General features: G+C 38.8%; 18 protein-coding genes. 16 read left to right on the top strand and 2 right to left on the bottom strand.

From position 1 onward, the window contains the following. The first annotated feature begins 202 nt into the window (after nucleotides 1-202). The 10 genes from JOD45_RS06935 (at nucleotide 203) to dat (ending at nucleotide 7,347) form a co-directional block, all read left to right on the top strand. On the top strand, nucleotides 203-1,366 hold the full coding sequence (locus JOD45_RS06935) for an LL-diaminopimelate aminotransferase (RefSeq protein ID WP_275583929.1): 1,164 nt from the start codon (nucleotides 203-205) through the stop codon (nucleotides 1,364-1,366). A gap of 17 nt (nucleotides 1,367-1,383) precedes the next feature. After that, the gene (locus JOD45_RS06930) at nucleotides 1,384-3,072 is read left to right on the top strand and encodes a thiamine pyrophosphate-dependent enzyme (RefSeq protein WP_205003151.1); all 1,689 of its coding nucleotides are present in this window, start codon (nucleotides 1,384-1,386) and stop codon (nucleotides 3,070-3,072) included. A gap of 92 nt (nucleotides 3,073-3,164) precedes the next feature. Beyond that, nucleotides 3,165-3,491, top strand: a complete 327-nt coding sequence (locus JOD45_RS06925; RefSeq protein ID WP_205003150.1) for a DUF3870 domain-containing protein — start codon at nucleotides 3,165-3,167, stop codon at nucleotides 3,489-3,491. Nucleotides 3,492-3,613: 122 nt separating this feature from the next. Further along, nucleotides 3,614-4,177, top strand: coding sequence for a GNAT family N-acetyltransferase (locus JOD45_RS06920; RefSeq protein WP_205003149.1), 564 nt, complete (start codon nucleotides 3,614-3,616; stop codon nucleotides 4,175-4,177). 76 nt (nucleotides 4,178-4,253) lie between these two features. After that, the gene (locus JOD45_RS06915) at nucleotides 4,254-4,373 is read left to right on the top strand and encodes an FbpB family small basic protein (RefSeq protein WP_239549134.1); all 120 of its coding nucleotides are present in this window, start codon (nucleotides 4,254-4,256) and stop codon (nucleotides 4,371-4,373) included. Nucleotides 4,374-4,497: 124 nt separating this feature from the next. Then, the gene (locus tag JOD45_RS06910; protein WP_205003148.1) at nucleotides 4,498-4,914 is read left to right on the top strand and encodes an acyl-CoA thioesterase; all 417 of its coding nucleotides are present in this window, start codon (nucleotides 4,498-4,500) and stop codon (nucleotides 4,912-4,914) included. Nucleotides 4,915-4,930: 16 nt separating this feature from the next. After that, on the top strand, nucleotides 4,931-5,242 hold the full coding sequence (locus JOD45_RS06905) for a hypothetical protein (protein ID WP_205003147.1): 312 nt from the start codon (nucleotides 4,931-4,933) through the stop codon (nucleotides 5,240-5,242). Between the two features lie 185 nt (nucleotides 5,243-5,427). Further along, on the top strand, nucleotides 5,428-6,168 hold the full coding sequence (locus JOD45_RS06900) for an SGNH/GDSL hydrolase family protein (protein WP_205003146.1): 741 nt from the start codon (nucleotides 5,428-5,430) through the stop codon (nucleotides 6,166-6,168). A gap of 82 nt (nucleotides 6,169-6,250) precedes the next feature. Beyond that, entirely contained in the window at nucleotides 6,251-6,364 is a 114-nt protein-coding gene (locus JOD45_RS06895) for a small acid-soluble spore protein P (protein WP_239549133.1), read from the top strand. Nucleotides 6,365-6,498: 134 nt separating this feature from the next. Next, entirely contained in the window at nucleotides 6,499-7,347 is an 849-nt protein-coding gene (gene dat / locus JOD45_RS06890) for a D-amino-acid transaminase (RefSeq protein ID WP_205003144.1), read from the top strand. Between the two features lie 99 nt (nucleotides 7,348-7,446). On the opposite strand, the gene JOD45_RS06885 is transcribed toward dat, so the two are convergent. Further along, complete coding sequence (locus JOD45_RS06885; RefSeq protein ID WP_205003143.1) at nucleotides 7,447-7,749, bottom strand: hypothetical protein; 303 nt, start codon at nucleotides 7,747-7,749, stop codon at nucleotides 7,447-7,449. Between the two features lie 144 nt (nucleotides 7,750-7,893). On the opposite strand from JOD45_RS06885, the gene JOD45_RS06880 reads away from it, so the two are divergent. The 6 genes from JOD45_RS06880 to JOD45_RS16940 all read left to right on the top strand — a co-directional run bounded on the left by JOD45_RS06880 (nucleotide 7,894) and on the right by JOD45_RS16940 (nucleotide 14,335). Continuing rightward, nucleotides 7,894-9,117 carry a bacillibactin exporter BcbE gene (locus JOD45_RS06880; RefSeq protein ID WP_205003142.1) on the top strand — a complete coding sequence of 408 codons (1,224 nt, stop codon included), beginning with the start codon at nucleotides 7,894-7,896 and terminating at the stop codon, nucleotides 9,115-9,117. A gap of 40 nt (nucleotides 9,118-9,157) precedes the next feature. Next, a complete protein-coding gene (gene gnd, locus JOD45_RS06875) occupies nucleotides 9,158-10,054 on the top strand; it encodes a phosphogluconate dehydrogenase (NAD(+)-dependent, decarboxylating) (protein WP_205003141.1) in 897 nt (298 codons plus the stop codon). Nucleotides 10,055-10,643: 589 nt separating this feature from the next. Further along, complete coding sequence (gene ltrA / locus JOD45_RS06870) at nucleotides 10,644-11,906, top strand: group II intron reverse transcriptase/maturase (protein ID WP_205003278.1); 1,263 nt, start codon at nucleotides 10,644-10,646, stop codon at nucleotides 11,904-11,906. 257 nt (nucleotides 11,907-12,163) lie between these two features. Beyond that, the gene (locus tag JOD45_RS06865; protein ID WP_205003277.1) at nucleotides 12,164-12,868 is read left to right on the top strand and encodes a lantibiotic protection ABC transporter ATP-binding subunit; all 705 of its coding nucleotides are present in this window, start codon (nucleotides 12,164-12,166) and stop codon (nucleotides 12,866-12,868) included. A 164-nt stretch (nucleotides 12,869-13,032) separates the two neighbouring features. Continuing rightward, nucleotides 13,033-13,647 (top strand): lantibiotic immunity ABC transporter MutE/EpiE family permease subunit, encoded by a 615-nt coding sequence (locus tag JOD45_RS06860; RefSeq protein ID WP_205003276.1) that lies wholly within the window; start codon nucleotides 13,033-13,035, stop codon nucleotides 13,645-13,647. Continuing rightward, nucleotides 13,634-14,335 carry a BsaG family lantibiotic immunity ABC transporter permease subunit gene (locus JOD45_RS16940; RefSeq protein WP_381002261.1) on the top strand — a complete coding sequence of 234 codons (702 nt, stop codon included), beginning with the start codon at nucleotides 13,634-13,636 and terminating at the stop codon, nucleotides 14,333-14,335. Before JOD45_RS06860 ends, JOD45_RS16940 begins: the two co-directional genes overlap by 14 nt. A gap of 66 nt (nucleotides 14,336-14,401) precedes the next feature. On the opposite strand, the gene JOD45_RS06855 is transcribed toward JOD45_RS16940, so the two are convergent. After that, nucleotides 14,402-14,920 (bottom strand): transposase, encoded by a 519-nt coding sequence (locus tag JOD45_RS06855; protein ID WP_338056045.1) that lies wholly within the window; start codon nucleotides 14,918-14,920, stop codon nucleotides 14,402-14,404. Nucleotides 14,921-15,067 lie beyond the last annotated feature (147 nt).

The following is a 15,067-nucleotide window of genomic DNA, read 5'->3' as shown; positions in this document are numbered from 1 at the left end:
ACTGAAGAAGTATAAAGATTAATTTTAAAAGGACCTAAATCTAATCTAAAACAAATGTTATTTATTACATTCAGCTAGTGAACAAATTTGAAAATATATAAAAACCAATTGAAAAATTCAAAATATTAAACTAAAATGAATGTGTGTTTTATTTAAAGGAATATAGTTTCATTAATTGAAACTAGTCTAAGGAGGTTTTCCTTTGAAGGCAGTTCCGTCTCGAAATGTTCAGCAAATGCCGCCGTACTTATTTTCAAATTTAAACCGCAAAAAAGAAACTTTAAAAAGACAAGGTGTTGATATGATTGATCTTGGCATTGGCGATCCTGATCTGCCGACGCCGCCATTTATCATTGATCAATTAATTAAGGAATTAAATCATCCGGATAATTTTAAATATTCAACTTTTAACGGTTGCCCAGAATTTCGTCACGCTGTATCTGAATTCTATTTAAAACATTTTCATGTGAAGATTGATAAAGATAAGGAAGTTCAAACATTAATTGGTTCTAAGGAAGGCATTGCCCATTTAGTTCAAGCCATGATAGACCCTGATGATATTGTTTTAATTCCGGATCCGAGTTACCCGGTATATAAAATGGCTGTGCATTTGGCAGGAGGCAAGGCCTATCCTGTGCGCCTTGATCCTGACAACGATTTCAAGCCTGATTTAGAATCTATTCCTCATGAAATTTTACAAAAAGCGAAGCTGGCTTTTTTAAATTATCCGAGCAATCCGACAGGCGCCACTGTCAATATTGACTTTTTTGAAAAGGCTGTTGCTTTTTTCAAAAAGCATGGCATATATATCGCCCATGATTCCGCTTATAACCTTGTTACATTTGGAAACTATCAGGCACCGAGCATTTTGCAAGTTGACGGCGCCAAGGATATAGCTGTTGAGTTTGGATCGCTTTCAAAGGCTTTTAATATGACAGGCTGGAGAATCGGCTATCTTGTCGGCAATGAAGAGATGATAAAAACGTTGCTGACGGTTAAAAGCAATCTCGATTCATGCCAGTTTCTTCCTATACAAAAAGCGGCTGCGATTGCCTTAAAGAGCGACCTGTCGTTTTTAAAAGAGCGAAATGCTGTTTATGAAAGAAGGGGACAGGTGATGCGCCAAGCCCTTCGTAATATCGGGATCGAGACAAATCCGCTGAAAGGCAGCATTTTTCTTTGGGCTAAAGTGCCGGGATCAATGACGAGCGGGGCTTTTTGCGAAAGACTGCTAGAAGAAGCCGGGGTTGTTGTGACGCCTGGCACCGCTTTTGGGAAAAACGGAGAAGGCTATTTTCGAGTGTCCCTATCTGTTCCTGACAAACGGTTAGAGGAAGCGGCTAAGCGCATCAAACAATTTCTTTAGATAAGGAAGTGTATTTAATGACTGAGTACATGACAAGCGCCGAGGCTTTAATAAGATGTTTGGAAATCGAAGACATCAATCACGTTTTTTGTGTTCCAGGAGAAAGCTATTTGCCGGTATTAGATAATTTATATGAGCATCCAAGGATTAAACTTATTTCAGGTCGCCATGAAGGCGGCGTGTCTTTTATGGCTGAGGGTTATGCTAAAGCGACTGGCAAGCCCGGGATTGTATTCGCCACCAGAGGGGTTGGCGCCGGCAATCTAACAATTGGTGTTCATACGGCGTATCAAGATTCAACGCCAATGGTTGTTTTTTTGGGGCAGGTTCACAGTAAATTTAGGGGACGCGAAGGATTCCAAGAGGTTGATTTGGAACAATTTTTTGCGCCGATCGCCAAATGGACGGTTGAAATTCGCGATGCCGAGCGTATGCCGGAGCTCGTTCAAAGGGCGTTAAGAATAGCTCAGTCCGGCAGACCTGGGCCGGTTGTCGTTTCTCTGCCGGAAGATGTTCTGAAGGAAAAGGCAGAAATGAGATTTGCTAAGAAATTTGAAAAGTCCCGTCCGCTCGGTGATCCATCCTTGATAAGAAAATGTTTATCATTGCTTAAAAAGGCGGAAAGACCTGTCATTCTTGCCGGCGGGGGCATTAAATTTTCAGATGCTGAAGCGGTATTGGCGGCATTTAGTGAAACTATGGATTTGCCGGTTCTATCTTCATTCAGGCGCCATGATGTGATGGCTAATGATCATAGTCATTATGCGGGTCATTTGGGATTAGGCCCTCTTCCTTGCGTTCTTGAAACGGTCAGGCAAGCAGATGTTATTCTTGCCATCGGTACAAGGCTTTCAGAAGTGACAACACAGGATTATTCATTGATTACCTCTGACCATAAACTGATTCATATTGATATCAGCGACCAAGTAGCAGGCAGACATTTTCCAGTGGAAACCTCAGTGATTGCTGATGCGAAAATGGCTTTGGAGCAGCTTTTGGAAGCTGCAAAAGAAAGCGGATGTTCACCGCAATGGGGAAATTGGAGGAAAGAACGTCGAGAAGCTTATGTTAGGGCATCCTGTTTACCGCCAGATTTCGAAGAAGACCATGATAACGGCTGTAATTTGAAAAATATCTTTAAGATCATCCAAGATTCAATGCCTGAAGATACAGTTATTACAAATGATGCCGGCAACTTTGCCGGATGGCTGCATTCTTTTTATCAATTTAAACAGCCAAAAACCTATATTGGACCGACTTCAGGAGCGATGGGCTATGGAATGCCGGCGGCAATCGGCGCAAAGCTGGCCGATCCCGCTCGTCCTGTTGTTTCCTTATCCGGCGACGGCGGTTTCATGATGACGGTTCAGGAATTGGAAACGGCGGCGAGATACCATATCCCTATTATCGCGATTGTTTTTAATAATGCGATGTATGGGACTATCCGGATGCATCAGGAAAAGCATTATCCTGGTCGAGTTGTCGGCACGTCGCTTGGCCGGGTGAATTTTAACAAATTGGCTGAAGCTGTTCATATTGATAGCTGCTATGTTAATAGCACGATGGAATTTGAGGCTGTATTCAAGCAGCTGTCAAATGGGCAAATCAAACAGCCTGTGTTAATTGAAGTGATGATGGACCCGGATCACATTTCGGTATCACAGACGATTGACGACATCAGACATAAAGCAAAAATAAAAGGCTAACGGGAAAACTATTAAAAAAGAGGATTTAACGGTTTACTATAGAAAATTTTAACGAACAGAAACAGTAGAAACAGTCATTAAGGAGGAAACATATGGCGCAAACAATGATGATTGCTGGTCATGCTAAGCTGCCTAAAGGCATGGCGGCACGGGATGTCTATGAAACATTAACCGTTACAGCTGAAATTGACCCGCATTACGGCGTAATCGTTGAGGCTTCTTGCACTTTAGCAACTGAACATGCTCATCATTTTATTAATCAATTATTAAAAGGACATAGTTTACGAGAGGGTTTGGATGTCATCCTGGATGTTATTGATAATGGCTACCACGGCAAAGCCAAAGATGCTTTAATGGCGGCCTGCAAGGATATGTATTATTATTATACGGAACTGATAGAAGAGAAAACCAAAGCTTAATATCATTGATAAAAACGCCTTTATGCACAGCATAAGGGCGTTTTTTATAGGCGAACATCGTTCCTTTTAATCCCCTGAATCAATATCTTGAAGATAAGAGCGTATAAAATGGGGGTGATTTGATGGCTAACGGAGCTTTTCCTGAGTTTACAACAGAACGATTGAGATTCCGCCAATTAAAAAAAGACGATGTTTACGATGTCTTTAAGCTGTTCTCTGATTCAGAAACAATGATGTTTGACGGAGGAATGACGATGGGTAATATAGAAGAGGCGATGGCCTTTATTCAGACATTTTCGTCTATTGATCAGCCCGCTATACGATGGGCGATCACTTCAAAAGACACTAACGAATTTTTTGGGACAGCAGGTTTCCATCATATTGATTACTTTTCAAGAAAGGCGGAAATCGGAGGTGAAGTATTAAAGAGCTACTGGGGGAAGGGGATTGGAAAAGAAGGGATACAAGCCCTTTTGACAGTCGGGTTTTATCCGCTGGGCTTAAATAGAATTGAAGCGCTCATATCACCTGATAATAAAAAGGCCCAACGGCTGGTTAAGGTCGTTCCCTTTAAAAAGGAAGGCTATTTACGGCAATATCAGCGATGGGGCGATAAATATGTTGATTTAGAAATATACAGCCTGCTGAAAAGCGAGTGGATTGAATATAAAAAGCACAATCGGTAATTTTCAAACATTTGTAATAATTTAAGCAAAAACTGACCATACTAATGTTATAAAATAATGGTGGAAGGTGATAAACATGAAAAAGAAAGTATCTTTTAAAGATCTCGTATCTAAAAATAAATCAGAAATTTTAAGAGATCATTCTGCTATTGAAAAAATTGAATTAAAAATTGAAAAAAAACGTTCAATTCGCTAAAGCAACGGCGTGCCGTTGCTTTATTTATTGGCATCTGCCCGATGAGTTTTCTTTTTTGTATAATTGATAATGTGTTAAAATAAGTGATAGTTTGACTCTACAAATGATTTAGGAGAAGAGATCAATGCATATATCGGAAACAAAAATAACGGTAAGATACGCGGAAACAGATCAAATGGGAGTTGTCTATCACGCTAACTATCTTGTTTGGCTGGAAGTGGGCCGCACACAGCTCGTTAGCGAACTTGGCTTCCGATACGCTTCAATGGAGGAAGAAGGCATATTATCGCCGGTTGTTGATGTTCATATAAGTTATCATAAACCGGCAAAATACGGTGAACAAGTGACGGTTAGAACATGGGTAGACGCATACGACGGCATCCGTGTTACATATGGCTATGAAGTGATTGATGGCCAGGGGCAATGTTCTGTAAAAGCAAAAACGCAGCATGTCTGCGTCAAAAAAGATAGCTTCAGGCCGATTATATTGAAAAAGCACTTCCCAGACTGGGATCAGGCCTATCGCCGGGCATTAGGATAAAAGGAAGTATTTTCATATGGCTTTCGGTCTAAAAAGACAAGAATTAAATGAGTGGAAAAGAAAAGTATTAGACGGTGAAATTGCTTTTATAACTCATTACTGGTATGATCCGCGTTTTCCTGATTGCCATACGGTAACTAAAGTGGGCTGTATCAATTTGGAAAAGCTCGCGATGTGGGGCAGAAAGTATGGTCTGAAACCCGAGTGGATTGATTCCAGGGAAGACTACCCGCATTACGATTTACTAGGCGAAAAACAGATCAATATTCTAAATCATGAAGGATATGCAGACCATATCGAACGATTCAATCTAAAAAATAAAGAATGACCGTTTTGTTTATCGCATCAAACGGCAAATGCGCTCGATTCAATGCGGCAGGCGCTGTTAGCTTTAAGGTTAAGCGAAGTTAGGCGAGACAGCGGGACAGCTAGGTTTTCTTTTAAAGTGTTATGGGGGTGGTTACCTTAAAACGGAAAATAATTTATATCGCCGCCGCCGTTCTAATATGTATTGTGGGGGTTATTTTCACAGTTGCCGCTCACCCTTTTAAATCAGAACGGGTTGAAAAAACGCAAGCTTCACAAAAACACGTCATGAAAAAAAAGCTGCCTGTTCATATTGTCGGCATAGGAGACTCCCTGACAAAAGGTGTAGGTGATCCTAAAAATGGCGGCTATTTCGGAGATTTTATAAACCATTTAAAAAGATCAGACACCATCTCTAAAGTGACTGTTAATAATTTTGGTGTTACAGGTGATACAACAGACGATCTATTAAAGGTCCTTGATCAAGAAAATGTAAAAAAACAATTAAAAAATGCTGATATGATATGTTTAACCATAGGCGGCAATGATTTAGTCAATGTATTAAAATCAAATTTCCTAAATCTAAAACAAAATGATTTTGAAACAGAACGGCAGCAATTTGAAAAGAATTTCAATGACATTATTCAAAAAATCCGCAAAGAAAATACGTCGGCGACCATTTATTATTTTGGCCTTTATAACCCCTTTGAAGATTATTTGGATAAAAAGTTAAACAAACAGTTTTTCGTAATTCTTAAAGAGTGGAATCACACGAGCCAGAATATTTTAAAGATGTACAGCCATACTGTTTTTATCCCAACAGAAGATATTTTTAAAGGGAAAACCAACACTTTGCTTTATAAAGACCATTTTCATCCGAATTCAAAAGGATATAAACTAATGACTAAGCGGCTGCTGCCTTATTATCAGGTTAACAGCTCGACATAAACACTCCTTTTTTGTTCATACTAAGAAAGGTTAGCCGGCGCAAAACCGTTAAGGCTAACCTTTTTTGGAAAGGAGAATGTTCATGCAGCTTAAAGATAAAAAATCGCGCGGCGGCGGACAGCCGAGGCCGCTGGATGGATCGAAGAAAGCCAAAAAGAGGCAAATGTCCCGTCAAAAACATGGGGAAGGAAGCTAGTGTTTTCTGATAAGCGGCCGTCTGGGTACGGTCGCTTAAATATGATAAAAAGCATTGCTTATTATGTTCTGAATATTTTATAATGGGTGCATATTGAAAAAATGAATGAGATGAAAATGTAAAGGGGATTTTATATGATTTTGTATAACAATCAGTTTATAGAAAGAGAAGATGCCTGGATTGATATTGAAGATAGAGGCTATCAATTTGGGGATGGCGTATACGAAGTGATCAGGGTCTATCATGGTCAGTGCTTTGCCATGGATGAACATTTGGATCGATTGAAAAGAAGCGCCCGAGAAATCAAATTAGAATGGCCGGTCAGCCGCAAGGAGCTGGAGGAAAATATCCGTCAGCTTATTCAAAAGAATCAATTAAACAACGGTATTGTATACCTTCAAATAACCAGAGGACCGGCAAAGAGAACGCATCAGTTTCCGATGCAGGCCAAAAGTGTTCTAACGGCCTATACAAGTGAAATGGACCGCCCGCACAATAATCTTCAAAATGGGATCAATACCATACTTGCAGATGATATCCGCTGGCTGCGCTGTGATATTAAAAGCCTAAATTTGCTGGGCAATGTCCTGGCAAAGGAAGAGGCGCATCATCAACAATGCTATGAAGCGATTTTGCATCGTCAAGACATCGTAACCGAAGGAAGCTCATCAAATGTCTTTATAGTCAGAAATGGAAAATTATATACTCATCCCGCCAATCATTTCATTCTCAACGGCATTACAAGACGATACGTGATTCGTTATGCGAAGGAAGCCAAAATTGAAGTTATTGAAAAAGCCGTGCCTATTGAAGAAATGATGCAGGCTGATGAGGTATTTATTACAAGTACAACATCTGAAATTTCTCCTGTGGTGAAAGTAGATCATAATGTGATCGGAGAAGGGCGTCCAGGTGCTGTAACAACGCTTTTGCAGAAGAAATTTGAAGAAGAAATCAGTCAATTGGCCTCCCGCGTTTCTTAATAAATATAAGACAAACACCGCCCATTTTATTTATGGTCGGTGTTTGTTTAGGTGCTTTTTATAGATTGAACGTCAGCGTGTCTAGACAGTATCGCAGTCTCAGGAAGTGGTTTTGCTGTCATAGTCAGCTTTATTTGCTTGCATCAGCTGTTGCTGTGCTTGCTGCAGCTGTTGCTGTGCGTTTTCGATTAATTGTTGTTCTTCAGGTGATTGACTTGGACTTAAGCTTTGGGATAAGGTTTGTTGTGCTTGCTGCAGTGTCTGCTGCGTTTGAATCATCGCACGATTATTTTCCATAGCAGTGGCCTGATTGACTGATTCTAAAGCTTTTTGCAATAGCTGCTTTGTTTCTATTAAAGGTTTGAGTTTGCTTTTAGATTGTAATTGTTCTGATTGAGCCATTTTTGAATCCTCCAATCTTTTTCTATTTTTGTACGGTACAACAACAATTATGAATGGTGCTTTTTTCCTTTCTTAATGCCGTTCGTATATTTTTTATTTCTTCATTTCAAACTAACAATAAATATGACTCGTGGAGGATGCTTTATGGAAGAAGAGAAAAAAACCTTCGATCTTTTATCATTGGCTTCAATCCCGCTAATGATGACGCTTGGCAATTCAATGCTTATACCTGTGTTGCCCACCATCCAAAAAAAGCTTAATATCAGCGCCTTCCAGTCAAGTCTTATTATTACCGTTTATTCTATTATGGCTATTATTTTTATCCCCATTGCAGGCTATCTGTCAGACCGGATAGGAAGGAAAAAAGTCATTATTCCAAGCCTTATACTTACCGGCATCGGGGGAGCGGTTTCTGGTTTAGCGCCGATTTTATTAAACCAACCTTACTGGCTGATATTAGTTGGCCGATTATTGCAAGGGGTTGGTGCATCGGGAGCTTTTCCTGTTGTTATACCATTAGTTGGAGATATGTTTGAAAAGGAAGAAGATGTCAGCAATGGTTTAGGCATTATTGAAACATCAAATACGTTCGGCAAGGTCTTAAGTCCTATTGTCGGTGCCTTGCTTGCTGTTATTACATGGTATACGCCGTTTTTAACGATTCCGATCCTCTGCTTGATCTCAATTTTGTTAGTTGGCTTTTTTGTTAAAGTGCCAAAAAACCAAGAAGATCCTCCTACTTTTCATGAATTTCTTCAAAATACTAAAAACACGTTTAAAGAAAATCTAAAATGGTTAATCGCAATCTTTATCATTGGCTGTATTGTGATGTTTGTTTTGTTTGGCACTTTGTTTTATCTATCAGAGCTTCTCGAAAGCACATATCATATTAAAGCCGTCCGTAAAGGATTTGTCATTGCGATTCCGCTATTTGCTTTATCCGCCGCTTCTTTAATAGCCGGCAGGAAAATAGGGCAAAATAAGTCACTAATGAAGTGGTTAACCTTGATTGGCATGTTTATTGCTGCTGTTATGATGGTATGCTTAAGTTTTCAACCGAATATCCGGCTGTTTTTATTATTTTTATTTGTTTCCGGAATAGGTATTGGTGTTGCTTTGCCTTGTCTTGATGCTTTTATTACTGAAGGGATTCAAAAAGAAAATAGAGGAACCATTACAAGTTTATACAGCAGTATGCGTTTTATTGGCGTCGCTGCAGGGCCGCCAATCTATGCTGTGATCATGGAATACTCGGTTCGAAACATGTTTTTGGCAGCAGCAGGCATCTCGTTAGCCGCTGTTATACTTTCAATTATTTCTATTAGACCCGAACGAGCATCTAATGAGGGTAATTTGAAGACAATATGATACAATAATTGACGAGGATTTTTTGAAGGGAGATCTAGAAATGAAATTAGGTTTAATTGGACTAGGAAAAATGGGCATGAACCTTGGTCTTAACTTGATGGATCATGGTCACGAACTCATAGCATTTGATATTAATGAAAATGCGGTTAAAGAAATCTCGGAAAAAGGGGCGAATGGTGTAAGCTCTTATACAGAGCTGGTTAATTCTCTTGAAACGCCTCGAGTAGTATGGCTGATGATTCCAGCCGGTCACCTCATCGATGATGTTATCGGAGAAATCAGTCCGCTTTTAAGCAAAGGGGATATTGTCATCGATGCAGGCAACTCAAATTATAAAGATTCTTTGCGCCGTTATAATGAATTAAAAGAAAAAGGCATCTATTTCATTGATGCCGGCACATCCGGCGGTGTCTCCGGAGCAAGAAACGGCGCTTGTTATATGATTGGCGGCGACCAAAAGGCATTCTCTATTGTTGAGCCGCTCTTCAAAGATACAGCAGTAGAAAACGGTTATCATTTTACAAATGAACCTGCAGGCGGCCATTACTTAAAAATGGTTCATAATGGTATCGAATACGGGATGATGGCGTCCATTGCGGAAGGCTTTGAAGTTCTTGAAAAAAGCCGCTTCAACTTTGATTACGAACAAGTGGCTCGGGTATGGAATCATGGCTCCGTTATCCGCAGCTGGCTGATGGAATTAACGCAAAATGCATTTTCTAAAGATCCTAAGCTTGATAAAATTCGCGGTGTCATGAATTCATCAGGCGAAGGAAAATGGACAGTTGAAGAAGCATTAGACCTAGAAGTCCCAACACCATTGATTTACTTATCTCTTGCGATGCGCTATCGTTCTCAAGAAGACGATACCTTTACAGGCAAAGTCGTAGCCGCATTAAGAAACGAATTCGGCGGACACGAAGTAGTAAAAAAATAATGCATGAAAAACAGCAGCAATATTGATTGCTGTTGTTTTTTTGTGTGTGCCAGGCATGCACATATTCTCTAGGGTTAAAGTCCCGATCCGCGAAGGCAGTAGTAGCGGTTAGCTTAAGACAAGGGTGTCTAGGGCGACCTAGAATCTGAAGGAAGTCAGCGGCAAATCTCCGCCTCTAGGAACACGAACTTCATATAAGGCTAGATGGACTTGGATAAGACTGCACGACAAGTCAAAGCCCTTACTGCCGAAGGGTCCATAAAGTAAATGAAGAGAGGACATGGAGAGGAAGAATGTGTGCTTACCCTGGGAGATCTGATAGACATGCGGTACACATACCGTAACCGAATATGAAAATGTTCGCTGAACTATCAGAAGTCAGCCGAAGCCATAGTACCGGATATTTCTAGAATATTCGAGAAGGGCTGAATCATGTAAGGAGAATGGTCACCTTTACGTACGTAATACTTGATGAAGCAGAAACATATTAACCTTCCTAATGGAGGAAACGGTGAATCCGCGGGGGACATTAGAAGGGCTGAAAGATATTGCCACACAAGAAGAATGACCATTCACGTAGGAGTAAGATATCATGTTGGAAAGAATCCTATCACGGGAAAATTTAATACTAGCGCTCAAGCGTGTCGAGCGGAATAAAGGGAGCCATGGTGTAGACGAAATGCCTGTACAAAACCTACGAGCGCATATCATGACACACTGGCCTGCCCTCCGAAGGCAACTTGAAGAAGGAGCCTACCATCCTCAACCCATCCGTCGTGTCGAAATCCCGAAACCGAACGGTGGAAAAAGGAAGTTAGGCATACCTACCGTGACAGATCGATTCATTCAACAAGCCATTGCACAAGTTCTCACTGAAACATATGACCCAACATTCTCTCAGCATAGTTATGGATTCCGCCCAAATAAGAGGGGACATGATGCGGTGAGAGAAGCAAAGAAATACATGAAACAAGGAAATAGATGGGTCGTAGATATGGACTTAGAGAAATTCTTCGATAAGGTTAACCACGACAGATTGATGCGAACACTAAATAAAAGAATAAAGGATTCAAGAGTATTAAAACTCATCCGTAGATATTTGCAGGCAGGAGTTATGGCGGACGGCCTTGTTCATCCTAATACAGAAGGCACGCCTCAAGGTGGTCCTTTAAGTCCGTTACTTTCTAATATTGTTCTGGATGAACTTGATAAAGAATTAGAGAAAAGAGGGCTTCCGTTCGTCCGCTATGCGGACGACTGTAATATATACGTTCGCTCAAGAAGAGCAGGCTTACGAGTGATGGAAAGCATCACAAATTTTATCGAAGGAAAGCTTAAACTTAAAGTTAACAAGGAGAAAAGTGCAGTTGACCGCCCGTGGAAACGTAAATTCCTTGGGTTTTCCCTGACTGTTCATAAGGAAAACCCCAAAATTCGGGTTTCAAAAGAGAGTATTAAACGCTTTAAACAACGTATACGGGAATTGACGTCAAGAAAGAAATCCATGAACATGACAGATAGAATCGAGAAATTAAATCGATATCTCGTGGGGTGGCTCGGCTACTATCAATTAGCCGAAACACCGACAATATTTAAGACATTGGACGGATGGATTAAAAGGCGGTTACGAATGATACGTTGGAAAGAGTGGAAGAAAAATAAAACAAAGTATAAGAATCTCATGAAACTTGGAATTAAGCGAGGTAAGGCGTGGGAATGGGCAAACACAAGAAAGGCTTATTGGCGAATAGCCAAAAGCCCTATCTTGCATAAAGCCCTTGATGACCAATATTGGGTACAACAAGGGTTGGAGAGTCTGTTTTATAGATATCAAACAATGCGTACAACTTAGATGAAACCGTCGTATACGGATCCGTACGTACGGTGGTGTGAGAGGTCGGGGGTTAGTCACCCCCTCCTACTCGATTTTTAAAAAGGATTAGATGTAAAAATGGTAGTCCAGTGCAGAGCCGTTTAATACATATTTCTAGCTGTCGCCTGCCTCATGTTAAGGGATTTACCGAAACGGCTTTAATATTTCAATTCCTTATCGTTTCTTTATATTTGTTTTTTATAATCACCTTAGAAAAGATAAAGGAGCTTGATATAATGACAAATTATATTTTAACGACAACACATTTAGGAAAAAAGTTCAAGAATGAAACAGTTTTATCAGATATAAATTTGCATGTCGAATATGGAGAAATATATGGTCTTTTAGGATTAAATGGGGCTGGGAAATCAACCTTAATGAAAATAATTTGCGGTATCCTTCAAAAGACAACAGGGGAGATAATGTTTGAAGGCGATTATTGGAAAAGGAGCGATTTGAAAAAAATAGGGTCTTTGATAGAAGGCCCTGCGATATACGGAAACTTAAGTGCTTATGACAATTTAAAACTCTTTTGTTTACAGGAAAACATACCTTTTGAAGAAATTAACCAGGTTTTAAGTAAAGTGAACCTGACCAATACAGGAAAGAAAAAGACCAAGGCTTTTTCTTTAGGCATGAAACAAAGATTAGGAATTGCTATGGCATTGATAAAAAGACCCAAGTTTTTAGTGTTAGATGAACCGGCTAATGGATTAGATCCAGCAGGTATACGGGAATTAAGGAGTTTATTAAATGATTTAAAAAGGGAAGGCATTACCACCATGATTTCTAGCCATGCCTTAAATGAGATCCAGATATTGTCAGATACCATTGGTATTATTCACAATGGAAAATTAGAGTATGAAAATAAAATCGATCATAAGGAAAATCTTGAAGATTTATTTTTTAAAATCACATCTGGCAATAGAAGGGGTGCATAGGATGACTGCTTTTATTAGAGCTGAATTACTTAAAATGAAATCTTCTTTATCTAGAAATTTATTTTTAATAATCCCTATCTTCTTTTTGTTGTTCGCCGCTTTTTCAAATATTTATGCTAATAAATCTCAACATCCAGACGCAAATATTTTTTTAACAATTACTTATAATTACTTATAATCTTTGGCCAATATTCTTTTTACCAATTGGATTAGCCATGTCTTGCTGCATCAATATAAATATGGAAAAGAGATGTGGTCATTATAAAGGTTTATTATCAAATAATTTACCTGAATCTAAAATATGGTATTCAAAAATCATATCAATAGTCATTTATCAGTGTATTTCATCGTTGTTAGTAATAATCGTTGCTACATTGGGTTCATTAATTATTAATAAGGAGTTTCCTAATATCCCACAACTAATATTTACGACTATATTTATAACAATTGCTTCATTACCATTGATACCTTTATGTTTAATACTATGTCAATATGTCGGTGTAATTATAACAATTTTATTAAGTCTTGTTGGTTCATTCGGATCCGTTTTTATTGCTTTAAAATCATATTTTTGGATTCTTCCATGGGGAAATATGATGAGAGTTTCAGCTGAAACAATGGGAATCAATCCCAATGGCACGCCGATGGATAATTTTAACAAAATCCCTGACTTTTATGTTTTGGCTATAATTATCCTTGTCAGTATTGTATATTTTATAGTTTTATCAATGTTGTCAATGCTTGTTTTTAAAAGGAAGGGTCTATATGAGGTATTATAAAGTATTGTCATACAAAATGATGAGATCCTATTGGTTTCTTATTATGATATTGGCTCCAATTATATACGGCATATGCTTATTCTTATATTTAAAAAGATATGATAATCCAACTTTAATATTTTACGACTATACAATCTATTTTAATTGTGCTATACCATTTGGAATTTCGCTAATGATTAGTTTATATATTAAATACGAGGAACAGATAGGGCATTTTAACCATATTCTAAAATTACCTGATAGGGCTAAGTGGGGTATTAGTTTAATTGTTATTAGCATCCTATCTATAATGTGCAGTACATTTATTAGTTGTTTTCCATTATGGTTGCTTATAGGTCAGCGTTTTCTTAATGATATATTGTTATACTTTATTTTAACAATCATTTTTTCGTTAACTGTAATAATCATTTTATGGTTTATAGCAATAAAAATAAATGCGAATATTTGTCTTGGTGCAGGGGTATTCTTCAGTATATTTCTTATTTACTTTGGAGCACAAAGTTTGGGTGATTCTATTTGGCAGTACATCCCCCTTTTGTATGGAACAAGGTATATATATCAATTGATGGCAAATCATCACGAATTCACATTTCTGATAATAAGCCTATATGTTATTATCAATGCCATTCTTTTGGGGGTATTTGTCATTTGGTTTAATAAATGGGAAGGGAGAGTCATTAATGAGTAAACATATATTGATCGCTGAAGATGAAGAAGATATGAGGAAGATACTTTCTCTTCACCTAGTGCCCCTTCAAGCAACTTTGATCTTGTTTTGCTCACGTAATATTTTTTCAAGACGTTTATTTTTGTTTCTCCAGCGAAGATAATTTTGAATAGCCTGGGCTAGCTCGTTGTGTGATTTATAATCACTGCCTTCGAGTACAAATTTTCTTAGTGGTCCAAAATGGCATTCAATACGGTTCAACCAGGAGGCATTGGTTGGTGTGAAAGTGAGTTCTATGTTATTTTCGTCCGCCCATTCTTTAACTTTCTTATGTCGATGGGGGGAAAAATTGTCCAGCACAATATAAAGCCGTTCACTCCGATGGTAACGACGACGTAATACTTTTAGAAAATAGAGTAGATCTTGATGCTTTTTGGATTCTCGGTTATGCGCATACAATTTATCTTCTTTTAAGTCTAATGCGGCAAACAAATGGCGTACTCCGTGCTTACGCGTATAGGTTGCAGGGAGTCGATCAGGCTTTTTCTGTTTATACCAACCTTTCCCCGCATAAGGTTGAATGGATAAAGGTCCGAATTCATCGATACAAATTACTCTACCGTCTTGAGGGGGATGATGATAGAGCTGTTCGATTCGTTTTTTTTAGTGTGAAACTCGGGATCATTCGATTCTTTCCAGGTTTTCGTATGTTGATAGGTAATATCGGCTTCATCCAATATGGTACGTATAGTC

The organism is Scopulibacillus daqui, assembly GCF_016908855.1.
Classification (GTDB): domain Bacteria; phylum Bacillota; class Bacilli; order Bacillales; family Sporolactobacillaceae; genus Scopulibacillus_A; species Scopulibacillus_A daqui.
The sequence above is the reverse complement of the archived record's forward strand: the minus strand, read 5'-3'. Positions and strand labels throughout refer to the sequence as shown.